Here is a 24,811-nt window from a genome sequence, read left to right as displayed (position 1 = left end):
CCAGGGGTGTCAGTTCGCAGGCTTGCGCCAACGAAGGGGGAAGGGTGCCGCCAGGCAAGGACGCGGATGAGGCATGGCGGCGATTATCACCTGCCTGCCCGCCCCGCCGTGCAAAGGACGGATTCGCGGGGCGCCGGCCCCTGCGCAGCCCCTCAGCCGCCCTCAGCCGCCCTCAACGAGCCCTCCGGCGCGCCGCGCTCACGCGCCACGCCGGTGCCCGCCGCACTTCGCATGGCCGCAATCCGCATCGCATACAAAGCGTTTACATACGCTTGCCACGCGGAAAGTCGGAACCTCCGCGTTGGGTCCTGCAACCGCCCCCTTTCCGTTCCGAAAAGGCCGATTGCCGTCCAGTGCATTTCTTCATCAACTGCAAGGGGTCAATCCATGGGTGCGATAAAAAACGCGTTCAAGTCAATCGCGAAGGGCATTGAAAAAGCCGTTCAGGGCGTAGGGCAAATCGCCAAAGGCCTGGCCACGCTCGATCTGAAAGGGGCGGCGGCCGGTCTCAAGAAGCTGGGAGAGGCGGGCGGAGACATCGCCCGCGGCGCCATCAACCTCACGCCGGCCGCATTGGCGGCCAATACCTTACTGGACGGGGCGCTCGACAAGGTGCTCAAGAAGGTGCAGAGCGTCGCCCAGAAGGTGGTGGACACCGCCGTGGACAGCGTCGAGGGCGGCCTCACCAGCATCAAGAAGGGCGCCGTGGGCCTGGCCAAGGGCATTGCCAAAGGCAACCTGTCCCAAGCCCTGAACGGCATCAAGGACCTGGCGCTGGGCGCCATGGAAACCGCCTCCAATTTCGGGCCCGGCGGCATCGCCAAGAACGTGGCGCGCCTGGCGGTGGACTCCACCATCGACCTGGCCACGCAGGAAGTCACCAAGGCCGCGTCCAAAGTGCTGGACCCCAACGGCACATCGCTGCTGGGTGGCCTGGCCGTGGACACGATCGGTGCAGCCACCAGCGGCGGCCTGAGTTCCTCACGCGCGGGCCGTTTCGCCGACGGCGAGAGCTTCCGCAAGGGCGCCAACGACCTGCCCGACACCCGCTCGACCGGCCTGCGCCAGAACGGGGACGACCTGTCCGGCATGTCCCCGACGGGCTTCCGCCAGGGCGCGCGCGACGCCGCCGAAACCGCGGCCCGCGATGCGGTCGATACGGTCGTTCAGAGCACCATCGACAAGCTGATGCTCAGCCTGCAGCAGACGCTGGACCCCAACAACGACTCGAACGCGGTCGGCACCGGCACGAACCTGGTCGGCGGTGCATTGCAGGACGCCGCCAGCACGGCCGTGCAGACCCGCGGCCGCCGTGGCACGGATGGCTCGCGCCATGCACAGGGCCCGGACGAAGTGCCGCCGCAGACCCGCCGCGAGGCCGTCAAGGAATCGGTGCAGAACTCGGTGCACAACGCCGTCGACATGGCCATCCAGGCCGCGGTGCAAGCCGCCCTGTACACGCTGCTGCCCAAGCTGGGGCTCGACCAGAACAGCGCGCTGGCAGCGCTCGGCCAGGGTGTGCTCGAGGACACGCTGTCCAACGTGAGCAGCCCCCGCAATGCGACGGGCCTGAAGTCGGGCAGCCGTCAGGTGGCCTCGGACCTCAAGCAAGGCCTGCAGAACTCCATCCAGGAAAAGCTGCTCGGCGTGGCGGACCAAGCCATCCAGGGCATCGTCGACCAGGTCATGGCCAAGGGCCTGCAGGGCCTGCAACCGACGGGCGGCGCATCGTCGCCGAGCGCGGGCGGCGTGGGTAGCCAGCTGGGCTCGGACCTGCGTGCCGGCATCCAGGACCGCATCCAGTCCGTGGTGAAGGACGTGATCAGCGGCGTGATGCAGTCGGTGATCGACACCGCCAACCAGGGCGTGGCCGCGGGCCTGTCCCTCGGCAAGGGCCTGCCGCAGTTGCCACAGCTGCCCACCAGCGCGACCGAAACCCGCGTTTCGATCGACATGCACATGCACATCCGCGCCTGACGCGGACGCTTCTTCCTCACCTCTTTTGAAAGGCAATGACCATGGACGACTCCAATGTTCACGAAGATCCCATCGCCGCCTTGGCCGTCTCTCTGGTCAACGCCATCCGCGAGAACCAGCTGGACGAAGCGGAAACCATGCTGGAGGAGCTGAATGCGCTCAGCCCGGACACCGAGGAGTACCTGATCTTTCCGGTGCTCATCGCGATCCAGCGGGGCTACACGCAGGAGGCCCTTCAGTACCTGAACACGCTGGGCGAGGACACCGCCCCGGAACTCAAGGCCCTGTGCCTGAACATCCTGGGCGATCCCACCTGGCACTACCACGCGCAAAGCTGCCTGGAAAGCGGCGACGAGCACGTGCGCAAATCCATGCGCGAGCTGCTCCAGCTGGAACCCGAGATCGCTGGCGATCTCGCATAGGACCGCCGCCATGCTGAAGCTCACTCCCCAGGCCGACCTGGGCGTGTTCTACGACGCGGATTCAGCCCGCTACGCGGCGGGCTGCACCCAGGACTACACGCAGACGGTCACACGCGACGCCTTCGCAGCGTTCTACGCCGAATGCCCGTCCATCGGATTCGAGTCCGATGGCGCACCGATCGGCGGCATCCTGTTCGATGGAGAACAGGCCCACATCGCGGTGCTGCCGCGCTACCACGGCCTCTGGGCCCTGCTGCTCAAGCCGGCACTGCAGTGGCTGTTTTCGCTGAAAGCCGACATTCTGGTCGCGGTGGAGAACGACAACCACCGCTGCCTGCGCTTCATGGAGCGCCATGGCTGGCAGAGGATCGAGGCCCGCGGCGACGACATCATCTACCGCATCACGCCGCAGGGCGGCCTGCGCAAGACCGAGTACCCGCGCCCCCACCGCAACGGCGCGCCGGCCGCGCGTGCGGCGGGCCCCGCCTTCTTCGGAGCATCGCCATGCCTTCACCCTCAATGAGCGCCGCCGAGCGGCAGCCGCCCCAGGCCTGGGGCGCCGGCGCGCACCGGATCGTTCCCCATGACGGCGCGGGCGTTCGCCTGCGGCTCGTGTCCATGGTCCAGCCGCCCATTCTTCTGGACGACGGGTTTCCCCGCTCTTCCGGGCTCTGGGTGTCCAGCAATCTGTTGCTGCCCGGTTGCGAAAGCGCTTTGACGCAGCGACACATGGCCGTGCAGGGCCTGCTGGTGCGGCTGGAAGCGCTGGCAGGCCAGGAGGGGCGCGAATTGAACCGCACCCTTCGCCTGTTCTCGGACAACCGGCTTTCGCAGGTGCACGCCAACAGCGCGGACTTCGAGCGCCTGAGCGCTCCCAGCGGCCTGTCGGGCCCGGCCGTGCACCCCGCCTGCGGCGACGCGATCGCGTGCATCGACGAAGAGCGCGAATGGCTGCTGGTCGATGCCCAGAAAGGCTTTCACCCCGGAGGCATGGCCCCTTCGGCGGCACTGATCGCCTCGCTCGTGCGGCTGGCCGAAGTGCCGGTGCATGCACGCCGCCGGCTGGTGGACGCCGGCGACCCCGCGGGCACGATCGAGGCGGCCAGGCCCCTGGTGCTCGAAGCCGCGCGCGCACTGGTGCAGCAAGGACTGGGCGACACGAAGGTCCAGCTGTCGGCGCAGGCCATCGCATTAGCCGAGCATCTGAGCCCGGCCCACCTGATCCAGTGGCTGCTCACCGATGCGGCGCTGCCGTTCCGCGACCAGGCCCTGCCCGCCTGACCCCCGTGGCCCGGCACCCACCGCATGGGTTCCGGGCCCCAGGGCAGGCTGCTGCAGGCCGCACCCGATCCACGCGGTACCGCTGTCCCCACGGTGGATTTTGAGGGTCGCGAAGAACGGCGTTTGCCCATCCATTCCATCTCGAATCCCGAGACACCTTTCTCCACCCTGGCAGGGAGCGTGGCCGGAAACCGCCGCCTCCGTTGTCCAACGAAAGCAGCGTTTATGAATACCACGGTCAACGGCTACACAGCCTCTCTCAGCATCAGCATCGGGCGCGCCCAGCCCGGCAAAACGGCGGGCAACACGGCCGCGCAGACCAAGGAGGCCGCAGCGGCCCTGGCGAAATACATGCACCAGAACGGCATCGACACGCAGACGCCGAATGGGCTCTACGGGCTGGCCCGCAACACCTCCGGCCAAACGCCCGAGGACGTCTCGGAAGCAGCGAATTTCATGCTGACCCACCCGGACATCTACGCACTGCTGGACCCCTCAGGCGGTGACGGTACCGCGGACGTCTCCAGTTTCGACTTCGCGGCGCGCGGCGGCTACGACGCGCAACTGCAGGACAGTGCGCCAGAGAGCGCGGTGCCGATGAACGAGCAGGCCGCCTCCGGCGCCATCGCAGCCTTCATGCGCCAGAACCATGTGCCGTCCATCGACCCCAACACGCTTTTCCAACTGGCCAAGCGGCCCAACAGCGACACCTCGCCCACCGTCTCGGCGGCAGCGAAGTTCATGCTGCAGAACCCCGAGTCCTATCGCCAGATCGAGACGAACGACGGGGGCGCCGCCGACGGCCTGTCGGAATCGGACGACTTCGAGGCGGCCGCCCAGGGTGCCCTTTCGGGGCTTTCGTCGCCCCGGCCCGCCGGTGGCTCCACGCTGCAGCCCCTGGCCGACCAGGACCGTGTAGCGCCGGTGGCGCCCCGCGCCCAGCAACGGTCCGCCCCTGCCGAGCCGCCCATGGACGCGCAGGATGCCTCCCGCATCCTGGCGGATCACATGCTCCAGGGGAACGCCTCGCCGCTGGCACGCCTGTTCAAGCCCCAGGCGATGACACCCGAACGGCTCTATCAACTGGCCGAGGGGGGCAAGGCCTCACCCGAGGTGGCGGCGGCGGCGAAATTCATGCTCCAGAACCCCGATGTCTACCGCGCCATCGAAACCCATGACGTGCCTGGCGCGGACGGCAAATCCGGCGTCGGCAACCTGCTGGCGGCCGCGCGGGGTGAGGTCCCCGGCGTGGGCGGCCAGGCCTCCAGCGCCTTGGGCAACATCCTGCAACTGCTGCGGCAATTGCTGGCGCAGCTCCAGGGCCCGACCGGTCAGCCACAGCCGACACAGGCCCAGCCGATGAACGGCCAGAGCGCGGCACGCGTCCTCGCCGACCACATGGTGCAGGAAGCCGGTGGTGCGCTCCACCTCTTCGGCAAGCGCTTTCTGCCCAAGACCCAGCCCATGACCTCGGACCGCCTGTACCAGTTGAGCCAGAGACAGGGCAAGGTAGCCGAAGCCGCGAAGTACATGCTCCAGCACCCCGACACCTACCGCGCGATCGAGACGCGCGACGTGGCCGGTGCCGACGGCAAGTCCGGCCTGGGCAACCTACTGGCCGCCGCCCGCGGCGAGATCCCTGCCGTGAAGGGCGCAACGGACTCCCTGGACAGCCTGCAAAAACTGCTGCAGCAACTGTTGAAGCTGCTGAAGGCCCATGCAGAGCCGAACCCGCCCCTGGACGGCCAGAGCGCGGCACGCGTCCTGGCAGACCACATGGTGCAGGAAGCCGGTGGTGCGCTCCACCTCTTCGGCAAGCGCTTTCTGCCCAAGACCCAGCCCATGACCCCGGACCGCCTGTACCAGCTGAGCCAGGGACAGGGCCAGGTGGCCGAAGCCGCGAAGTACATGCTCCAGCACCCCGACACCTACCGCGCGATCGAAACGCGCGACGTGGCCGGGGCCGACGGCAAGTCCGGCCTGGGCAACCTGCTGGCCGCCGCCCGCGGCGAGATCCCCGGTGTGCAGGGCCGGTCCGGCGGCTCGGCGCAGGCCCTCCTGCCGTTGTTGCAACTGCTGCTGCAACTGCTCAAGGCCACCTCGAACACCCAGCCGCCACTGGATGGACAGAGCGCTGCGCACACCCTGGCCGATCTGCTGCAGCAGCAAGGTGGCTCGATGACGCCCGACCGCCTCTACCAGCTGAGCCAGGGCCAAGGCGAGATCGCCGACGCCGCGAAGTTCATGCTCAAGAACCCCGACATCTACCGTGCCATCGAGACGCACGACGTGGCCGGGGCCGACGGCAAGTCCGGCCTGGGCAACCTGCTGGCGGCCGCGCGAGGCGAGATCCCTGGCGTCGAAGGCGGCGCGGCGCAACGCACCGCAGGCGCGAGCCGCTCCGTGCTCGATGCGCTGCTGCAACTCCTGCAGTTGCTCACGGGCCAGGGAACCGCGCAGTCCAACGGCGCTTCGCGGCCCACCCGGCCCGCGCAGCCATCGCAGCTGGACGGGCAAGGCGCCGCGCGCATCCTGGCCGACCACATGCTGGGTTGCCACGCCGGACTGCTGGCGAAGGCTTTCGGCGGCAAGGACATGACGCCGGGCCGCCTCTACCAGCTGGCCGAGAGCGGCACGGCATCGCCCCAAGTCGCCGCAGCCGCGAAGTTCATGCTCCAGAACCCCGACACCTACAAGGCCATCGAGACCCATGATGTACCTGGCGCCGACGGCAGATCGGGTGTCGGCAATCTGCTGGCCGCCGCGCGCGGCGAAGTGCCTGGCGTGGGTGGCACGCCGGCGTCGAGCGCCGGCATCCTCCAGTTGCTGGCCCAGGTGCTTCAGGGCCTTCAGTCCCGTGAGCAGCAGCGCGTGGTGCAGATCGAAATGCGGGTGAGCGTGAGCGTCCAGGTCTCCGTCAAGGCCTGACCGACCCCTCGAAGACGCAATGGGGACGATGGCCTGGGCAATGCCCCAGGCCATCGTCCTTTTTCTTGCCCGCCACTGCCGAGCGAACGAAAAAAAGGGCCGGCGATCATGTCGCGGCCCTCGGGGAAATCAGGGAAATCAGCGGGTGGCGGGATACCTGTCCAGCACCTTGCGCACGTAATCCTGCGTCTCGCGAAAAGGGGGAATCTTGTAGCCGTGCCGCACGACCGCCCCCTCGCCCGCGTTGTAAGCGGCCAGGACCAATTCGGTCTGGCCACTGAACTTGTCGGCCAGAAAGCGCAGATAGCGCACCCCGGTCTCGACATTGACGGCGGGCGTGAACAGGTCGGCGGAGGACGGCGCGCCAAAGCGCGCGGCCGTGGCCGGCATCAGTTGCATCAGGCCCAGCGCGCCCTTGGGCGAGCGGGCGTTGGGCGCGTAGGCCGACTCCACCTCGATCACGGCCTGGACCAGGTGGGGGTCGATGGAATGGCGGGTGGCGGCCGACTCGATCACCGGCCACAGCGCTTCATGGCGCCAACGGGGCGTCACCATCGCCGTGGGCCAGACCGCGCCGGACGGCGCGGCACCGGCGGTGCGTGGGGCGCGGATCACTCGCACGCTTGCCACGGCGGCCGCGCTGGCCACGGGATCGTCCCCTTCTGCCGGATCGGCCGGCGGGTCAGGCAGCTCGACCGCCCGGCATTGCCCCACGATCGCCGGATAGCGCTTGGCAATGTCGAACGCCACGCGCACCGGATCGGACTCCGGCCCCTTCACCCAGCAGTCGTAGGCGATGAGTGCGTTGGCGCCACACGCCTGCAGCGCCGCCGCTGCCACCAGCGCGTGGCGCTGCCAGCGCACCATCACAACAGGCCCAGGTGGCGCAGCACCGGGGCACGGCTGGCAAAGAAGCAGCGGGCGCTGTGCGCCAGGCGTTCGGCCGGCATCTGGCCCTCGCCCTCGCCTTCGAACCGGTCCCGCATCGCCTGGACCATTTCGTCCGCGGTCTGCGCGCCCTGGCAGGCGGCACGGATCTGCGCCATGGCGAGCGGCGACCAGCCCATGGCCTGGCCGCTGGCGGCGCAGGACAGGTAATGCAGTCCATCGTCGTCCGGCCGCTGCATGACCGCCTTGTTGAAGCGCTGCACCGATTCCCGAGCGCTCTCACGCAGTGCCACGGGCAACGCGGGATGCACTTGGGCTTCGTTTTCCAGCAGCATCAAGGCCTCGACGATGAAATCCGCGCCCAGCGATGCCAGCTCGGGCCGGCGGGCCAGTTCGCGGGCGGTGGCGGGGCCTTCTGCCAGCGCGTCCAGCAGGCGCAGGGCGGTGGCGCCGTCCACATGGTCGGCGGCGCCATCGGACAACGGGCTCTCGCGGGTTTCGCTGCGCGCGGTGGCCAGGATCCAGGACCTGTCCAGGCGGAACTGCGCATGCTGCTGCGCGCTGGCCTGGGGAGCGCCCCGGGTGTACAGATCCCAGCGGAAGGACCGGTTCACCGCGAAGTCGCGCAGGGTCTCCCGCAGCACCGGGTCATCGACCCCCCGCAGCAACTCCCGCGTGGCCGGGGGCAGGATGGCCGCATCCACCTGCTGGGACAGCACCGCGGGCGCTGCGAACTCCAGCCCCGCCTCGGCCATCTCGGCGGCGACCTGGTGAAAGTGCATGGGGTGCCAGTCGGGATTGAAATACTCGTGCGCAGCGTAGTGCGGATCGAGCCGCCGCAGCCCGTACAGGCGCGCCTGCACCGAGAGGTCGTCGGAGAAATAGGCGGGGTTCACCTTGGCGAAGTCGTCGAGGAAATCCAGCGTTTGCGACAACCGCTCGATCGGCGTTGCGCTCACCGGAACCTGGCGCAACCCATGCAGGTTCACCAGTTCGCGCAGCGGCATCTGCGCGGCCCAGCCGGGCAGTGCGTTGTGGCTCACGAACACGACGCCTCCCGGGCGCAGCCGCTCGGCGATGAAACGCATCACCACCTTGCGCAGCGACGGCGAGATCCAGGAGTACACACCATGCATGGAGATGATGTCCATGGGGGGCAGGTCACGATCGAGCAAGGTCTCGAAGGCGTCTTCGAACACTTCCACGTTCGACAGGCCCGCGTCCCGGGCCAGTTCGTTGGCATAGGCGACGTGATGGGGGTTGAAGTCGTTGCCGTAAAAGCGCATGTGCGGAAAGCAGGCCGCATGCGCCACCAGCGGCAGGCCGAACCCCATGCCCAGCTCGAAGCAGTTCAGGGGGGCCGACAGATCGGGGCCGCACACGCCGCGGGACTCCAGGGCCACGCTCATCTGCGCGGGCGAGAGGGCGCGGTAGTAACCGCGGGTATAGGGTTCGCTGCGCACGTCGAGCACGGCGGGCTGGGGTGATTTCATCGGTCTTCCTCTGAGCGTTGGGACGGTGACAGGGCGTGTGCACCTTCGCTTTTCGCGAAAGGCACCAACGGCTGCGCCCATTGCAGCCGCAACGCGCGGCCAGACCGGTCCAACAGTCGAAACGATGGCCGGAAAGGCGAAGCAGAGGCGCCATGTCGCACCCTGCCCACCCCATGCCGCGCATGCCGACGCCCCTACCGGTGCCCTTCGTGACGGCCCTGGCGACGGGCCCTGAACCACCGAAATCATGGCCTTCGCGCCGCGGGCCGTGTCTTCGCCTGCGGTGCCGCGACGGCGGTGGGCCCCACCTACTCTTCGTTTGCCAGACAACGAACCGGAGTACTGCGTTGAAGTCCACCGCCCCCATCCCTCGCAAGCCATCCGCCCCCTCGGCCTGCGGCATGGGAGCCGTTCAGCGCGACACCCTCGCCGCCGTGCTGCTCGCCCTGTCTCTCACCGGGTCCGCTCTCGCACAGCCCTCCATGGGCTACATGAAGATGTCCCACCAGTTGGGCAGCCTCTCCAGCATTTCCGCCTCCGCCAACCCCTTCGCCGTTCCGGCGACGGACCGCACCCAGGGCGATGCCGCCGTGGCCACCCGGCCCGTCACCATGCCATCGGCCCGGGCCACATCGCTGTCCGCCGCGCAGGCCCTGCCCCTGCCACCCAGCGCCATCGAACCAGCGGCCTGGGAGAAGGGCCGATTCGTCTACCGGGCGGAAAACAAGCGGATTGCGGACGTGCTGCAGGACTTCGCCGCCAGCCGCGGCACCCCAGCCATCGTGGCCGACGGGGTGGACGGCGTGGTCAACGCCAACTTCGATCTCAAGCCGCGCGAATTCCTTGACAGCGTCTCCCGGGCCTATAACCTGTTGTGGTACCACGATGGGTCGGCGTTGTACTTCTATCCGGGCCGCTCCATGCAAAGCCGCATGTTCCGGCTCAAGGGTTTCAACCGGGAACAGGTGGCGGAGTTGCTGCAGTCGTTCGACCTGGGCGACAAGCGCTACCCCATCCGGTTCAACGAAGCCAGCAGCACGCTGTATGCGTCCGGCCCGCCCCGGCACCTGGAACTGGTGAGTTCGGCCCTCGAAGCACTCGACGCGGGTGTGACCGACAACAACGCCCGTACGGCGCGCGTCTTCTCGCTCCAGTTCGCCTCGGCAGGCGACCGGGCCGTGGGCAACACCACCGTGCCGGGGGTCGCGTCCATGCTGCGCAAGCTCTACGGCGAGCGCGAAAAGGAAGGCGCCAGCATCGCCCCCCTGGTGCGGATGATGGACAAGGACACCGACAACACGCGCAAGAAGCTCGGGGCGTACATCCCCCTGCCTTCGGCCAATCAGTTCCTGCCCCCGCTTCCGCGCGCCACCAACCAGGACGCCAGCACGCCGGCGTCGGACCTGCGGCCGCTGACGCCCCCTGCGAAGAACCCCGAAGAAGACAACCAGCCGCGCTTCGAGGCCGACGAGGGCACGAACTCGGTCGTGGTTTTCGGTCGCGCCGACCGCATGGCGGAGTTCGAGACCCTGATCCGCCGGCTCGACCAAAAGCCCCAGCTGGTCGAACTGGAGGCCACCATCATCGAGGTCAACTCCGATAGCGTGGATGCGCTGGGCGTGAACTGGACCTTGCGGGGCAGCGACACCAACATCAGCATGAACCTGTCCAACAGCCTCATGCCTGCCGCAGCGCTGGGCACGATCGTGGCCGACGCGGGCCGCCATCTGCTGGCCCGCGTGAACGCCCTGCAGGGCGAGGGCAAGGCCCGCGTGCTGTCCAAGCCCTCCGTCATGGGCGTCGCCAACCGGACCGCCGTCATGCGCGAAAAACGCGTGGCAACGGTGCGTGTGGCCGGCAACCTGGAAGCCAACCTGTTCCAGATCGAGGCCGGCACGCTGCTGGAGATGACGCCGCAGGTCACCCGCATGGACGGCAGCAACAACATCAAGCTCACGCTCTACATCGAAGACGGAGCGTTCGAGACGAACGTGGTGGACCAGGTCCCCATCGTGAAGAAAACCGAAATCCGCACCGAAGCCCATGTGCGCGAGGGCGAGAGCCTGCTCATCGGGGGCATCACCGTGGAGTCGGAGCAATCCCAGAACAACGCCGTTCCCGGGCTTTCCAAGCTGCCGCTCGTGGGCGGGGCATTTCGCAACAACGAGCGCCAGACGCAGCGCACCGAGCGGCTTTTCCTCATCACGCCGCGCCTTCTCAACAACGGTTCGCCCGCCGCCCCTGTCGCCTTTTTGAACGAGGTTCGCAAGCCATGAAGCAGCTTCGCATACTGACCGGCCAGCATGCCGGCGCACAGATAAATTTGACTTCAACGCGCTACCTGATCAGCGCGGAAGACGCAGCAGATATCCAGCTCACCGACTGGACTTCGGATGCGATGTTGATCGAAGCGGGAGAGGACGGAATGATTCAGTTCGCGCTGTCGCCACAAGGCTCTGCACCGGCATTGCTCCCCATGGAGGACTTCACGCCCCATCGCATGGGTGACATCGTGCTGTGTACCGGCCCCGGCAACGCCACCTGGCCCGCCAGCGTCGATCTGATCGCCCGTCTCAGCCAGGCCCCCGTGGTCGTTCCCCAACGCCGCAAGGTGTCGCCGGTGGTCCTTTCGGCGGTGGTGGGAACCGCGCTCATGACCGCGGCGCTGAGCGCGGCCGTCGCGCCGTTGAGCCCCTCCAAGAAGGATCGCCCCGCCACCGACTCCGTCGCCCGTGAGGCGGCGCCCAAGGAGCCGCTCCTGGTGCGGGTTCAGCGCGCCCTGGCGACGGCCCCGGTCTCCGGGCTGGAGGTGATTGCCCAGGCGGATGGCGTCGTCGTGCGCGGCCTGCTGGCCGAAGCCTCGGATGCCGACACGGTACGCCAGCTGCTGGCGCCCTTCAAGTCGGAACGCATCGTGCACGCCTATGCGACGAGCACCGAAGTGGAGCAGAGCATCGCCGACGCGATTGCACGCCCGGGACTCCGTGTCCACCACCTGGGTGAAGGGCGCTTCAACGTCACCGGCGACACGCAGAACCTGTCGGCGCTCAAGGACAGCGCCACGCGCATCGCGTCCGACCTGGCACCGCTGGTCAAGCGGATCGACGTGAGCGCAGCAGAACTGCCCCCTGCAGGCGTCAAGCGCATGAGCGCGCTGATGAACACCGGGGACCTGCAGTACGTACAGACACGCGACGGCGTGAAGCACCTCTCGCCGCCGAATGCAGAGAGCCTGGCCGCCAACGACTGGTCGGTTTCCCGTTAACCCTTCACCCAACGAACGCCAACACCATGACTGCTTCCAACGAATCCATCATCTTCAGCGACCTCGCCAACCTGGACCAGGCGCTCACCGAGGACAAGAGTGGCGACCGTGCGCGGGCCATGATCCGCTACTTCGCGGAGATCGCGGATGAGAGCAGCGCCATGCTGAAGTCCACCCAGGTGGACGCCGAGCGCCAGCTCGTCACGCAGCTGATCCAGGCGTTCTACGCGTCGCAGCGCGTGATCCAGCGGATCTGGGAAACCCTGCACGGCACCACCCTGGCCGTCTGAGACACAAGGAGCCCCTCCATGCTGGTCCTCGAAGCACCCACCGCGGCCAAGAGCGCATATCCGGTGATCTACCGCAACCTCATGACCGTGGGCTTGCTGGGCACGATCTACCGGGTGGGCGAAGACGCGCAAACCATCCACTCCACCGTCGAGATGACGCTCGAAGATGCCCACGGCTACTCGCTGTACCGCACCGTTGCCATGGCGATGGCCGGCCAGCTGGGCGAAGCGCTGGAGGCCCTCGCAGCGCGCATCGAGGAAGAACCTCAGAACGGCGAGAACAAGATCGCCATGGCCGTCGCGATGCTCTTTGGCGGCGACCGGGGCTGGCGCTACTGGATCGACAACGTGCTGGCCACCCACGCAGACCAGGAGGTGCGCGAAGCCGCCTTCGGGGTGCTGAAGTACGTGGGCCAGCAAGGCCGGGGGGTCTCCCTCCACTGAACCGAAATTGGCATGGCGGCATCCGGCCGGCATGCCTCAACGAATGGAGGCCGCGCGGTGTGGCCTTCAGCAACGCGGAATGTTCCGCACTTCACCTGGGAATCCAAACATGTCCACGAGCAAAGCAGACGGCGATACGAAAGCCCTGATGGGCCGCATGCAGCAGCAGCAGAACAACCAGAACGCGATGACGGCACTGCAAGCCGAACTGAGCGAACAGCAAGGTAAGAACGCTGTCGTCTCCAACATGGCCGATGCGTTCCAAAAGAACTCCAAGGCCCTGTCGGACAAGCAAGCGCAAGGCGCGGGCTAAAGCGGCATCGCGCCATGGGCTCCAACGCTCATGGTGCTGCACCTTCTCTTTTCCAACGTTCAACTTTTAAAGGAATTCAATCATGTCGACGAGCAAAGCAGATGGCGATACCCGTGCACTGATGGGCCGCATGCAACAACAGCAGGACAACCAGAACGCCATGACGGCACTGCAAGCCGAGCTGAGCGAGCAGCAAGGTAAGAACGCCGTCATCTCCAACATGGCCGATGCGTTCCAAAAGAACTCCAAGGCCCTGTCGGACAAGCAAGCGCAAGGCGCGGGCTAAAGCGGCATCGCGCCATGGGCTCCAACGCTCATGGTGCTGCACCTTCTCTTTTCCAACGTTCAACTTTTAAAGGAATTCAATCATGTCGACGAGCAAAGCAGATGGCGATACCCGTGCGCTGATGGGCCGCATGCAACAACAGCAGGACAACCAGAACGCCATGACGGCACTGCAAGCCGAACTGAGCGAGCAGCAAGGTAAGAACGCCGTCATCTCCAACATGGCCGATGCGTTCCAGAAGAACTCCAAGGCCCTGTCGGACAAGCAAGCGCAAGGCGCGGGCTGATGCTGCATCGCGCCATGGGCCGCACCGCTCATGGCGCAGCACAGCCTTTTACTTTTTCCCTCACAGGAGAGCCCCTATGGTCAACAAAGCAGATGGCGACACCAAGGCCCTGATGGCCCGCATGCAGCAGCAGCAGGACAACCAGAACGCCATGACGGAACTGCAAGCCAAGCTGAGCGAGAAGCAAGGCCGCAACTCCGTCATCTCCAACATGGCCGACGCGTTCCAGAAAAGCTCCAAGAGCATGACGGACAAGCTTGCGCAGGCTGCGGGATGAAGCGATCGGATCCTCTTTGGATCCAAGGCGTTCCCCCCGCGCATGGATTGCAAGCCTGTCCGCAGCCGCCGCAGGCCATGCCACCTTTCATCACCACGATCGTGACCCTTCTGGCTTGCGCTTCGTACGTCGTACTGGTGAGCGCCGAGGCGGACCATCAACCGACGCCGGCGCAGGGCTGTACGCGAGCCCAGGCCGTCTATGCAGAAGAAACAGGAGTGTTTTTATGAACCCGAAATTTGAGCGCAAGGAATTCGTTACCGCGCTGATCAAACTGGTCTACCGGACCATCGCCCAGGGCATGAACGACGAGGCGTCGGACATCCTTGCCGGAATCCGCACGGTGCGCCCCAAAGTGGCGGAGCTGGACATGATCGACGGCTGGATTTCCTTCCGGCGCGGGGCCTACCGCGAATGCATCCAGCTCGTGCGCACTCTGGAGAACCACCCGGAACAGTGGGGTTCCGCGAAAGCCATGATCGCCAACTGCCAATACATGCTGGGCGATCGCGGCTGGGAGATGACGCTGAACGAGCTGGAGCAAGGCAACGCCGGCCCGGACGCACTCGAACTGGTCAGCGGCCTGGTCATCAACCGGGCCCGGGCCGCAGGCACGTTCCAGGAAACCACCGAGGCACCCAAGCCCGCCGAGGCCGCCAGCGTTTCCGCGTTCCAGATGCCTTTCATGTTCATGCGCGCCTGACACCCCTTCATTTCCGGAGAATCCACCATGGACCCCATCGGCAGCATTGGCGCGGCATCCAGTTCCCTCATCGTCGATCAGGCGTCCAGCCCCTCGATGAACATGAGCGCCGTCGCGGAAAAATTCGCCCGCATGATGAAGGACGCGCCCCCGCTGTCCTCCGTGGAGACCGAAAGCCCGTCCACGCTGGGCAAGATGCTGATCAATCAGGACGAGTCCATCCGCAAGGAAATCCAGGACACGGCGGCACTCATGCAGGCCGCGATCCAGCAGCCGCCCGGGGTGGACCTGACGGCGTACCAGGTCACTCTGATGTACCAGTTCGCCGGCACCCACTTCCAGGTCCAGGCGATGAGCAGCCTTGCGCAAACCGCCAAGACCGGCCTGCAGACGCTCATGCGCAACCAATAACCCCCTTCAGCGAAGCACCCATCATGGCGCAATCCCTCTGCTCCCGCGCGGCGATCTACCGCCAGTTTGCGCGCCGCGCGCTGATCCCGTTGCTGCTGTTGCTGGCCCTCACCGGCTGCAAGACGGACCTCTATACCAAGCAGACGGAAACCGATGCCAACGACATGGTGGCCGCCCTGCTGGAAAGCGGTGTGCAGGTGAGCAAGGCCACCACCGATGCCGGCAAGACTTGGAACGTGCAGGTCGACCAGGACGATGTGGTTCGCTCGCTGACCGTGTTGCGGTCCTATGGCCTGCCCCGCGAGCGCCACGTCACGCTCGGCGAGATGTTCAAGAAGGAAGGCCTCATCTCCACGCCGACCGAAGAACGGGTGCGCTTCATCTATGGTGTGGCCCAGCAGCTGGAGGCCACGCTGTCGCAGATCGACGGCGTCGTCACCGCACGGGTGCACATCGTGCTGCCCAACAACGACCCCTTGGCATCCTCGGTCAAGCCGGCCAGCGCTTCGGTCTTCATCAAGTACCGCGAGAGCGCCAACCTGGCAGGGCTGGTCGCCGGCATCAAGAACATGGTGGCACGCAGCGTCGAAGGGCTGGCCTATGAAAACGTGACCGTCACCCTGGTGCCGGGCATGCCTTTGAGCCCTGCCGTGCTGAAGGAAGAGTCCAACAACAGCCTGTGGATCGGCCTGGCCGCCGTGCTGTTCGTCCTTGCCGCGGCGGGTGGATGGCTGGCCTGGAAGCGCCCCGCATGGCTGCCAGCGCCGCTGCGGCGCAAGGAAGCCAGCGCATCGCAACCCGCCGCCGATGCCGCCAAACCCATCCCGGTGTCGACCACAACGGCCGCGGGAGCCTCGGCATGACGCCCCTCCCCGACACGGCCGATGGCCTGGGGCAGCGGCCATGAGCCGGGCCAGCCAACTCGCCTCGCTGGCGCAGGCGCTCCAGCTGCGGCTCGAAGCCCTGCACGAAGGCATGGACCCGAGCTGGCGTGCCCCGCTCGGACTGGCGCAATCCGCCCAGGACTGGGACCAGGGGGCCGTGGGACAGCGCATGTCCATTGCGCTGTATGAACGCAGCTGCGGCCCCCTGCCCCCCCTGCCCTCCCTGGACCACCCCGCCAGCCGTCTCGCGCTGATGGACCGGAAAAAAATGCTATCGCGGTTGTGCGCTCTCGCGTTGCTGGGACGGCCCGGTGTGCTGCGCTGCTGCGTCGAGCGCACATCGCGGGCCGCGCTGCAGCAATGCCTGGGACCGGCCTACGGCGCCTTGCGTGGCCTTCAGGAAGGCACACCCGTGCCCAGTGAAGTTGCAGCGTGGACGCCCCTCGCGTGGGCCTGGGTCGGTTACCGCGAGCTGGTGCGGGAAGGCGTGTGGCCCGACCGGGGTTTGCGCCGGCTGGCCCGCTTGTCCCTGCCCCTGTCGCGGCAGGACGAGCCCCGCGCCCGGCATGTGCCGGCGGCACTCAGTCCGGCCCATGCCCGCCTGGAGCGTCTGGAATCCCTGTTCGAAGGCACACCATGCTGATCTGGTCCAACCCGAGTGGCGCCCACCTGCGCACCGATACCGGCATCCTCCGGGCCCATGAAATCCCCACGGTGACCGGCGTGCTGGGGCTGCTGGAGAGCGTCCGAAATGAATGCGCCGCCATCCGCGAGGACGCCCAAGCGCAGGCGCTGCACACCGCCGAAGAAGCCGAACAGTCGGCCCAGGCCCTGCTGCAGCAAGCGCGGGAAGAGGCCGAAGCCCTGGTGGACGAGGCCCGGCGGGAGGCCGCTGCCGAGCGGGAACTGGGCTACGCCCATGGCGAGCGCGAAGCCGCAGCGCGGTGGCACGGCCGCTTCGCGCAGCTCAAGGCCACGCATGAAGCCGCCTGGCACGCCATGGACACCCAGCTGGCCGGCGTGGTCGCGTTGGCCGTCGAGCGCATCGTGCAGTCCGAATCGCGCGAAGCCCTGTTCCGGCGCGCCCTGTGGACCGTGAAGGATGCGCTGCGCCAAGCCGGAACGGCCAGCCTTCGCGTTCACCCTGACGAGGCCGACGCGGCACGCACCGCCATTGCCTCGGCCGTGCGTGGGCCGAACGAGCCCGATGTGCGCGTCGAAACCGACGCATCGCTCGCGCTGGGCTCCTGCATCTTCGAGTCCGACATCGGCCGGCTCGACACCAGCCTCGGCGTGCAGCTCGCTGGTGTGCGCTCTGCACTGGAGCGGGCCACCCGGTTGGCGATGGCCAATGCTTCGCAGGAAGCCAGTACGCCGCCAGACCCCGAAGAGATTGAGATCGAACCTTTGCATGAGGTCCAGCCGCCGTCCGCCCACGAAGCCACGGAGTGGCTGGAGGCGGCCGAAGCGGCCGAAGCGGCCGAAGCGGAAGAAGCGGCCGAAGCGGCCGAAGCGGCCGAAGCGGCCGAAGCGGCCGAAGCGGAAGAAGCGGAAGAAGCGGAAGAAGCGGAAGAGGCGGAAGAGGCGGAAGAGGCGGAAGAGGCGGAAGAGGCTCTCGTACCCGAGGATCCGCTGGACACCGAAGATCCTGAGTCCGAGCAAACCCTGGTATCCGTTGCACAGCGTCTGGCCCAGAGGGCAGACGACTCGCCCAACTGGTTCTCATCTGCCAAGCCGTTGGAAGACGAAGACGATGCGACGGACTGGCTCGAAAACCTGGACCCGATGAACGGGACGGCCGGCGACGGCGATGACGAAGAGGAAAAGCACCATGCTTGAAGTCTCCGGACTGCCCCAATGGATGGAGCAGGAAATTGCCTCCGCGACGATCGTCCGGCGCAGTGGCAAGGTCGTCGAGGTGATCGGCACCTTGATGCGCGTGACCGGCCTGGACGCCAAGCTCGGCGAGCTTTGCCATGTGCTCGATGAAAGCGGTGGCTTGCTGCAGGCCGCCGAGGTGATCGGCTTTGCCAACGGCCAGAGCATCCTGTCGCCGTTCGGATCGATCCTCGGCGTGCGGGGCGGCTCGGCGGTGGTCGGCCTGGGCGAGGTGCTGTCCGTCCCCGTGGGCCCCAAGCTGCTGGGCCGGGTGATCGACAGCCTGGGCCAGCCCATCGATGGCAAGGGCCCGCTCGATTGCCTCGAGCGCCGCCCGGTGTTCGCCCTTCCGCCCACCCCTATGGAGCGGGAAATGATCGAGCACCCCTTGCCCACCGGCGTGAAGGCCATCGATGCCCTGCTCACCCTGGGCGAAGGCCAGCGCATGGGCATCTTCGCCCCGGCGGGGGTCGGCAAGAGCACGTTGATGGGCATGCTGGCGCGTGGCACGGAGTGCGACATCAGCGTGATTGCGCTCATCGGCGAACGGGGCCGCGAAGTGCGGGAATTCGTCGAGTTCATTCTGGGCGAAGAAGGCATGGCGCGGTCCGTGGTGGTGTGCGCCACCTCCGATCGGTCGTCCAGCGAACGCGCCAAGGCGGCCCACGTGGCCACCGCCGTGGCCGAGTACTACCGGGACCAGGGCCTGAAGGTGCTGCTGATGATGGACTCGCTCACCCGCTTCGCCCGCGCGCAGCGGGAAATCGGCCTGGCGGCGGGCGAGCCCCCCGCGCGGCGCGGGTTCCCGCCCTCGGTGTTCGCCGAGATCCCCCGCCTGCTGGAGCGGGCCGGCATGGGTGCGGTGGGCTCGATCACGGCGCTGTACACCATTCTTTACGAGGATGAGAGCGGTGGCGACCCGATCTCCGAGGAAGTACGAGGCATCCTGGACGGCCACATGATCCTGTCGCGCAAGATCGCGGCGCGCAACCAGTACCCGGCCATCGATGTGCTGGGCAGCCTGAGCCGCGTGATGTCGCAGATCGTGCCCAAGGACCATCAGCAGGCGGGAGGACACTTTCGCCGCCTCATGGCGAAATACGACGAGATCGAACCGCTGGTGCAGATGGGAGAGTACAAGCCCGGCAACGATGCGCTCGCGGACGAGGCCATGCAGAAAATGCCCCAGATCCTGGATTTCCTGAACCAGGCCACATCGGATCTCTGGGATTTCGACCGATCGGTGGGCACCCTGGCACAGGTGGCCAACGGCTGACCCCACGTCCACGGCCCACCGGCCGGGATCGGGCCAACGGTCAGGCCAGGCGGCGGGGCAAGAGACCGGCGAGCGAGGCGATGGCCATGCGGCCCACTCCGGGCGCCGTGCACCATGCGAACCGCGTTGCCTGCCCCAGCAGGCCCAGCGGGCGCACGTGGCCGTCAACCATGTCCCGCCACAACAGCCCTGTCATCAGACGCGACAGATCGATGCCGAGGTAAAGCGTCGCCAGCGCCAGGCATGCCACACGCCGGGCATAGCCCACACCGAATGCACGGGCCACATCGGAGGCCACATGGCGATGTCCGACCTCTTCCTCGCAATGCCAGCGCCACATCCGCGCCTCACGGCCATCGCCCTGCAGCCAGGCCGTTCCCTGCAGCACCTGCGCTGAGAGCAGCGCGGTCAGGTGCTCGAACGCCTCGGCCAGTGCCAGGCGCATCGGCAGCGGCAGACCGGCCAGGTCCTGGACCGCCGCCGCAACCCGCCCCTCCAGCTTGGATACCGGCACGCCGGTCTGCGCCAGGCGCTCGTTGTAACGGCGATGCGCTCGCTGGTGGGCGGCCTCTTCCCGCACGAAGCGCAGGGCCTCGTCACGCAGCGCGGGGGCCGAGACGCCTTGCCCGCCGTCGGCCTGGAGAGCGTCGGAGATGGCATCGATCACGAAGGCTTCGCCGGACGGCAGCAACAGCGACAGGGCGTCGAAGAAACGCGTGCGGAACAGGTCCCCATTCCAGGGCACCATACGGGCGTGCGTCACGGTCAAAGCAGCGCTCCCGCCCAGTGCGTGGCACGTCGCAGCACCGCAAACGGCAGGATGCGCCACAGAGGCCATGCTGCCGCGAGCGGCACGGTGCCACGCAGCAGGACGCCGTGGTCCAGCGAATCTGCGTGCGGGAAATAGTCCGGCCGCACGCCGACGATCTCGCGGAAGCCCTTGCGGTGGTAATACCGCAGCTGGGCATCGGCCGGCAGGCCGCCGCGGCGCGAATGCACATAGGTGTCTGCATCGGGCGCAAGCCCTTCCTGCAAGGCGCGGCGCAGGCCGGGCACCGGCGATCCCAGATAGATGTCGCGCCAGCCATGCCGAAGCGCATGGGGCCAGAAGAATCGGATCAACTGGCAGGCCGCTTCCGGGTCCACGCTGGTCAGGCTGATCCCGAAGAGGCTGCCACCAGGCTGCGCGCCGCCCGGTTGTCCCGCGCAATCGTGCCAGGAACGGGCGGCCACCAATGCATCACGGCAGGCCGGCTTCATGAAAAGCGATGCCAGCGCCTCCCCTGTTTTAGGGCAGAACGCACCTACGCACAGATCGGGATGCGCCAGGATGCGACTTTGCAGAGCTGCTTCGTCAGCGGCTTGCTCCGGCGTCCATTGCCGGGCTTCCAGGCGTAGCAATTGCGGAATGTCGTCCAGACCTAGAAACCGCGCACGGGGCCGGCTGGCCACCCGTGAAACGCTCTGGGGCACCATGGCTGGCGAACGCGCTCTGCGCGATGGCAACCAGGAGCCCGCTGGCGCGGTGCGCCGAATCTGCATATCGAAAGACATGGGGCCGGATGATCGCCAGCCCGTATGAAAGGCTGATGACACCCCGTGCAATCGGCCACCGCTGGCTTGGCCCGCTCGCTCGCTTGTCGGTCGATCGCTTCGCATGCCGGCTGCCTGCGCTGGGCATGGCTGCCTACCCTGGAGGCATCCCGATCAACGCGAGAACGCCATGAACAGCCTTATCCTGAAAAGCCCCCCTACAGAACTGCGCCCGGTAGCGGGCGGCCTCTTGGCCTGGCTGAGCGCCAAGGCCTCCGGCGCCCATCGCCTGCGCCGCGCATCGTCCCGTCGCATGGGTGGCGCGTCCTCGGCGCCTGCCGCAAAGCAAGCAGCCGCCCGGCCGGCCGAGCAATCCGTGCGGGACTTGTCCGAGGGGCAGGCTGGCGTGCCGGTGGTGCGTGGCACACAGGGCCTGCTCGATATTTGCGAAGACGGACTTTTTCCCGGGTTGCGCAAGATCGTGCTGCGGGGCGAGTTCAGCGACGCGGATCTGCAGCACCTGCCCGGGTCGCTCGAGGAGCTGGAACTGCTGCATTGCAAAGGGATCAGTTCCGCAGGCCTGGCACAACTTTGCCAGTTGGATCTGCGCTCGCTCACGGCCCGCCATCTGCACATCGATGCGCAAGGCGCCGCGATCCTCGCAGGCCATCCCACGCTGCGTTGCCTGGACCTCAGCCACAACCCGATTGGCGATGAAGGCGCTCGCGCGCTGGCTCGAAACCCCAGCGTGCAAACGTTGCGGCTGAACGACTGCGGTATCGGCAATGCGGGAGCGGCCGGCTTGGCGGCCAACCCCCACCTTCAGGTGTTGGAGCTGCGCAGCAACCCCACGCTGGGAGCCGAGGGCATCCGGGCCCTGGCCCGCAGCCACGGGATGCGTTCGCTCGACCTGAGCGACAACCGGCTGCGCGACCCGGCCATCGCCCCGCTGGGCAGCAACCGCAGCCTGACCCATCTGGTACTGGGCGGCAACCTGATCGGCGAGGACGGTGCGCGCAGCCTGGCGGCACACCCGTTCCTGGAGTCGCTGAACCTGCAACGCAACCGGATAGGCGACAAGGGCGCCGGCGCTCTGGCGCGCATGCCACGGTTGCACACTCTGGTCGCATCAGGCAACGGCATCGGCACGGCCGGTGCGCAAGCCCTGGCGCAGCACACCGCCCTGACCACCTTGGACCTGCGCCACAACCCGATTGGCGATGCCGGTGCCCAGGCGCTGGCCGACGCCCCGTCCCTGGTCTGCCTGGATGTGGGCAGTTGCCAGGTGGGCAATGCCGGCGCGTGCGCATTGGGCCGCTCCCGCACGCTGACTCGCCTGGTCCTGCGCAACGACATGGCCGGCACCGTGCAGATCACGGAAGCCGGCGCGTGCGCACTGGCCGCCAGCGCCTGCCTGACCGAACTCGACCTGGAGGGCCACCAGATCGGCTCCGGCGGTGCGCGGGCCCTGGCAGCCAACCCTCGCCTTCAAAAGCTGAACCTGGCCCGCAACCGGATCGGCGAGTCGGGCGCGCACGCGCTGGCCGGCAATCGCACGCTGGCATCGCTGGACCTGTGGAGCAACCCGTTTTCAGAGCGGGGAAACCGCGCGTATGCGCAAACGCATCGCGCGCTGATGACGGCCCTCGGCTGAAGGCATCCGGCATTGCCGAAGGGGCTGGCTGGGCGCCCAGGGTCGGGGTAATAGGGGCCCGGATCGAGAGAACGGTGCACACTCAAACGCTGGCTTCACCGACTGTCTGACGGCAGGCAGGTCCGGTGCCACGGCGCCGGCCTGCGATGCATCAATCGGACTTGGGCTTGACCCAGTCGGTCAGTTCGTCGCGGTGCCGCAGAGTGCGGATGGTTTGGTCGACCATCCCCTGGATCTCCGCGATCTCTTCCCTGTGCTCGCCTGCGCCAGTCGCGCCACCGAGTAGAAGCCGCTGAACGAACTCCAGATCAGCCAATTTCGGCTCGCGAGCGTCTCGCAGACTAGCCAGCTTGTCCATCGCCGTGCTGAGGTACAACGCCTCGTCGCCGCGATATTCGGGAATCGCGCCTTGCAGTTCCGAACCCAGGGTGGCCACCTTTTCCTGCACGATATACGCCGCATTCGACAGCCGTACCAGCTTGTTGTCTCGCCACTTGTCCAGGGAGTCGTTCAGGCTGTGCGACGCGCCGCCCAGGTATTCCTTGCTGGCCTGCCAGACGAAATCGTTGGAAGAACTCTGGCCCGCCTGCTGCAGCATGTAGCCCTGCGATCGCAGGGATTCGCCTGGCAGGGCAGAGTTGGAGCCGCCCCGCCCCAATTGTCCGACCAGGGCGCCGATGCCGGTCGAGGCAACGCCTGCCATCACATTGGACGCCAGCGACCGGCCCATGTCGCTCACCCGGGCACGCACGTCGTCGCCATTGGGCAACCATGATCCGCTGGTGCGCCAGGGGCCGATCCAGAAGTGCTGCGTCAATGCCAGCGTTTCCTTGGCCACCTCCGCGCCATAGCCTGGCAACCCTTTGATGTCGGCCAGCCCCGCCGCGGGCAACCCGGGCTGGGGCAGCCTTTTGGCAAACACGTTGGCCTTTTGCGTTCCACCCGCGAAATCGTCCAGGTTGGCATAGGCCACGGACTTGCCCATGCCCAGCGCCAGCTTGGTCACGCCCCCTCCGAGCCCCGAAGCCCATAGCGAGTGCGCGAACACCAAGGCGGGATTGGTGAACGCGTGAATCGGCATCACCTGCCGGCGCAGCACATTGAAGCCCGCCGTCATCAGCGGCTGGGCCAATACCCCCCACTGCTTGCCATCCAGGGCCGCCTGCAGCGTGGTCACCGACTTGCGCCGCAGGTCCGCCTGGGCCTTCAGTTCGTTCATCGTGGGCAAATGCCTCGGGCCACCGAGCGAGTCTGCCGTCACCGGCCTCCAGAACTCCTTGTGTCCGTTCACCACCCGGATCTGTACCGGGCAAGGGTCGGGGACCAGCACGTGGGGATCGATGGCCTTGAACTGGGGAAAGTTGGCCAAGGCCGCTCGCCGGTCCATGGCCGACAGCAACGTGGTATCGACCATGTGCGCGGTGAGCCCCCCGAGGGTGCTGCCCGCGAGCGCCGGATCGTACTGGTTGCTCAACTCTCCGATGTTCACCGATTGGCCTTCGGCATTCAGGCCCGAGCGCGGACCGATGGCGGTGGCCATCGCATTGGTGGCGGGCGAACGCGCCATCGAGCTCAACAACTGCCGGGCAAAATCGTACCCCGCAGGCAAGGCCGCATCGCCAGCCCGCAGCGAGTAGCCCTCGGCCCCGGCGGCTTCCCGCGCATCGGCCTTTTGCCGGACCCATTCCATGTAATGCTCCGCCATTTCGCTCTGCTGCGCGTTTTCGATGCGAAACGGTATGTCACTCAGGAAGGCCACCAGGCGGGCGCCCGCCGACAAAGCGGGCCGGTCTGCGGCCGGGGGATCGACCGCCACATGCGGAATGCCGGCCTCCAGGTCCACCATATCGATGGCGATGTCTTGCACCGGCGCCTGCACATCGGTCGCCTGGGCCGCTGCAGGCTGTGGCGCCTGGCCTCGCCATCCCACCTGTCCCGCCAGGGCATGGGCGCCGGTCCATGCAGCCCCCAAGCCTTGCGCCATGCGCCGTCCACCCGACTGCATGGTCTCCATCCAGCTGCGGGAGGCCCCGGCATTGGCAAGGTCTTCGTTCGGGGACGGCATGTCGATGGCGACGTAGCTTCCGGACGCCGGCGGGGAGTTGGTGCTCCGTTCGGGCAACGCTGTTCGGCGCATCGGGGTGGCCGGCTCGGCGGTGCCTGGCGCGGTGCGCGGGCTCAAGTCCTGGTGCTCGAGCGTTTGCGTCCGGGGCCGCTCGGTCGTGTGGCTGGCGGCCGTGGTGTTGGCATCGGTCCGATGGGGGGTGGACCGAATGCTGCGGCCAGTGATGTTCGGGTGGTCCATGGGAGTGTCCTTGGGTC

25 protein-coding genes are annotated in these 24,811 nt (G+C 67.2%); 20 read left to right on the top strand and 5 right to left on the bottom strand.

All coding sequences use genetic code 11. The annotated features are described in order from the left end of the window. Window positions 1-387 precede the first annotated feature (387 nt). The 5 genes from AVTE2539_RS20675 (at window position 388) to AVTE2539_RS20655 (ending at window position 6,608) form a co-directional block, all read left to right on the top strand. Window positions 388-1,977, top strand: coding sequence for a hypothetical protein (locus tag AVTE2539_RS20675; RefSeq protein WP_284413513.1), 1,590 nt, complete (start codon window positions 388-390; stop codon window positions 1,975-1,977). Window positions 1,978-2,018: 41 nt separating this feature from the next. Beyond that, on the top strand, window positions 2,019-2,399 hold the full coding sequence (locus AVTE2539_RS20670; RefSeq protein ID WP_272565598.1) for an HrpB1 family type III secretion system apparatus protein: 381 nt from the start codon (window positions 2,019-2,021) through the stop codon (window positions 2,397-2,399). A 10-nt stretch (window positions 2,400-2,409) separates the two neighbouring features. Further along, entirely contained in the window at window positions 2,410-2,922 is a 513-nt protein-coding gene (locus AVTE2539_RS20665; RefSeq protein ID WP_284413511.1) for a GNAT family N-acetyltransferase, read from the top strand. Beyond that, entirely contained in the window at window positions 2,904-3,680 is a 777-nt protein-coding gene (locus AVTE2539_RS20660; RefSeq protein ID WP_284413509.1) for a hypothetical protein, read from the top strand. The genes AVTE2539_RS20665 and AVTE2539_RS20660 overlap by 19 nt, the downstream gene beginning before the upstream one ends. 225 nt (window positions 3,681-3,905) lie before the next feature. Further along, window positions 3,906-6,608 carry a hypothetical protein gene (locus AVTE2539_RS20655; RefSeq protein ID WP_284413507.1) on the top strand — a complete coding sequence of 901 codons (2,703 nt, stop codon included), beginning with the start codon at window positions 3,906-3,908 and terminating at the stop codon, window positions 6,606-6,608. A gap of 138 nt (window positions 6,609-6,746) precedes the next feature. Here the strand turns inward: AVTE2539_RS20655 and AVTE2539_RS20650 are convergent, their stop codons facing one another. Further along, window positions 6,747-7,475 (bottom strand): lytic transglycosylase domain-containing protein, encoded by a 729-nt coding sequence (locus tag AVTE2539_RS20650; RefSeq protein WP_284413505.1) that lies wholly within the window; start codon window positions 7,473-7,475, stop codon window positions 6,747-6,749. Then, entirely contained in the window at window positions 7,475-8,989 is a 1,515-nt protein-coding gene (locus AVTE2539_RS20645) for a methyltransferase regulatory domain-containing protein (RefSeq protein ID WP_284413502.1), read from the bottom strand. Before AVTE2539_RS20645 ends, AVTE2539_RS20650 begins: the two co-directional genes overlap by 1 nt. 347 nt (window positions 8,990-9,336) lie before the next feature. Here AVTE2539_RS20645 and sctC point away from each other — a divergent pair, with 347 nt between their 5' ends. The 14 genes from sctC to sctN all read left to right on the top strand — a co-directional run bounded on the left by sctC (window position 9,337) and on the right by sctN (window position 19,302). Then, window positions 9,337-11,265 (top strand): type III secretion system outer membrane ring subunit SctC, encoded by a 1,929-nt coding sequence (gene sctC / locus AVTE2539_RS20640; protein ID WP_284413500.1) that lies wholly within the window; start codon window positions 9,337-9,339, stop codon window positions 11,263-11,265. Beyond that, window positions 11,262-12,254 (top strand): secretion protein, encoded by a 993-nt coding sequence (locus AVTE2539_RS20635; protein WP_284413498.1) that lies wholly within the window; start codon window positions 11,262-11,264, stop codon window positions 12,252-12,254. Before sctC ends, AVTE2539_RS20635 begins: the two co-directional genes overlap by 4 nt. A gap of 26 nt (window positions 12,255-12,280) precedes the next feature. Beyond that, window positions 12,281-12,544, top strand: coding sequence for a hypothetical protein (locus AVTE2539_RS20630; protein WP_272565616.1), 264 nt, complete (start codon window positions 12,281-12,283; stop codon window positions 12,542-12,544). A gap of 18 nt (window positions 12,545-12,562) precedes the next feature. Then, window positions 12,563-12,988, top strand: coding sequence for a hypothetical protein (locus tag AVTE2539_RS20625; protein ID WP_284413496.1), 426 nt, complete (start codon window positions 12,563-12,565; stop codon window positions 12,986-12,988). A 109-nt stretch (window positions 12,989-13,097) separates the two neighbouring features. Further along, on the top strand, window positions 13,098-13,301 hold the full coding sequence (locus AVTE2539_RS20620) for a hypothetical protein (RefSeq protein ID WP_284394232.1): 204 nt from the start codon (window positions 13,098-13,100) through the stop codon (window positions 13,299-13,301). Between the two features lie 82 nt (window positions 13,302-13,383). Beyond that, on the top strand, window positions 13,384-13,587 hold the full coding sequence (locus tag AVTE2539_RS20615) for a hypothetical protein (protein ID WP_284394233.1): 204 nt from the start codon (window positions 13,384-13,386) through the stop codon (window positions 13,585-13,587). Window positions 13,588-13,669: 82 nt separating this feature from the next. Next, entirely contained in the window at window positions 13,670-13,873 is a 204-nt protein-coding gene (locus tag AVTE2539_RS20610) for a hypothetical protein (protein ID WP_284394233.1), read from the top strand. A gap of 76 nt (window positions 13,874-13,949) precedes the next feature. Further along, window positions 13,950-14,150 carry a hypothetical protein gene (locus tag AVTE2539_RS20605; protein ID WP_284394234.1) on the top strand — a complete coding sequence of 67 codons (201 nt, stop codon included), beginning with the start codon at window positions 13,950-13,952 and terminating at the stop codon, window positions 14,148-14,150. Between the two features lie 226 nt (window positions 14,151-14,376). Beyond that, window positions 14,377-14,853, top strand: a complete 477-nt coding sequence (locus AVTE2539_RS20600; protein ID WP_284394235.1) for an HrpB1 family type III secretion system apparatus protein — start codon at window positions 14,377-14,379, stop codon at window positions 14,851-14,853. A gap of 27 nt (window positions 14,854-14,880) precedes the next feature. Then, complete coding sequence (locus AVTE2539_RS20595) at window positions 14,881-15,264, top strand: type III secretion protein (protein WP_272565623.1); 384 nt, start codon at window positions 14,881-14,883, stop codon at window positions 15,262-15,264. A gap of 23 nt (window positions 15,265-15,287) precedes the next feature. Next, window positions 15,288-16,127, top strand: a complete 840-nt coding sequence (gene sctJ, locus AVTE2539_RS20590; RefSeq protein WP_284413494.1) for a type III secretion system inner membrane ring lipoprotein SctJ — start codon at window positions 15,288-15,290, stop codon at window positions 16,125-16,127. Window positions 16,128-16,167: 40 nt separating this feature from the next. Further along, window positions 16,168-16,791: a type III secretion protein HrpB4 gene (locus tag AVTE2539_RS20585; RefSeq protein ID WP_284394238.1), complete on the top strand. Its 624-nt coding sequence runs from the start codon at window positions 16,168-16,170 to the stop codon at window positions 16,789-16,791. Further along, window positions 16,785-17,987: a type III secretion system stator protein SctL gene (sctL, locus tag AVTE2539_RS20580; protein WP_284413492.1), complete on the top strand. Its 1,203-nt coding sequence runs from the start codon at window positions 16,785-16,787 to the stop codon at window positions 17,985-17,987. The genes AVTE2539_RS20585 and sctL overlap by 7 nt, the downstream gene beginning before the upstream one ends. Next, complete coding sequence (gene sctN / locus AVTE2539_RS20575) at window positions 17,980-19,302, top strand: type III secretion system ATPase SctN (RefSeq protein WP_272565633.1); 1,323 nt, start codon at window positions 17,980-17,982, stop codon at window positions 19,300-19,302. The genes sctL and sctN overlap by 8 nt, the downstream gene beginning before the upstream one ends. A gap of 40 nt (window positions 19,303-19,342) precedes the next feature. Here sctN and AVTE2539_RS20570 read toward each other — a convergent pair whose 3' ends face one another. Further along, entirely contained in the window at window positions 19,343-20,065 is a 723-nt protein-coding gene (locus AVTE2539_RS20570; protein ID WP_284413490.1) for a metal-dependent hydrolase, read from the bottom strand. Window positions 20,066-20,067: 2 nt separating this feature from the next. Further along, complete coding sequence (locus AVTE2539_RS20565; protein WP_284413488.1) at window positions 20,068-20,778, bottom strand: hypothetical protein; 711 nt, start codon at window positions 20,776-20,778, stop codon at window positions 20,068-20,070. 247 nt (window positions 20,779-21,025) lie between these two features. On the opposite strand from AVTE2539_RS20565, the gene AVTE2539_RS20560 reads away from it, so the two are divergent. Further along, entirely contained in the window at window positions 21,026-22,489 is a 1,464-nt protein-coding gene (locus AVTE2539_RS20560) for a leucine-rich repeat domain-containing protein (RefSeq protein WP_284413485.1), read from the top strand. A gap of 151 nt (window positions 22,490-22,640) precedes the next feature. Here AVTE2539_RS20560 and AVTE2539_RS20555 read toward each other — a convergent pair whose 3' ends face one another. Continuing rightward, the gene (locus AVTE2539_RS20555) at window positions 22,641-24,794 is read right to left on the bottom strand and encodes a hypothetical protein (RefSeq protein ID WP_284413483.1); all 2,154 of its coding nucleotides are present in this window, start codon (window positions 24,792-24,794) and stop codon (window positions 22,641-22,643) included. Window positions 24,795-24,811 lie beyond the last annotated feature (17 nt).

The sequence above is a fragment of the Acidovorax sp. SUPP2539 genome, assembly GCF_030158975.1.
Classification (GTDB): domain Bacteria; phylum Pseudomonadota; class Gammaproteobacteria; order Burkholderiales; family Burkholderiaceae_C; genus Paracidovorax.
This window is presented reverse-complemented; position numbering and strand designations above follow the sequence as displayed.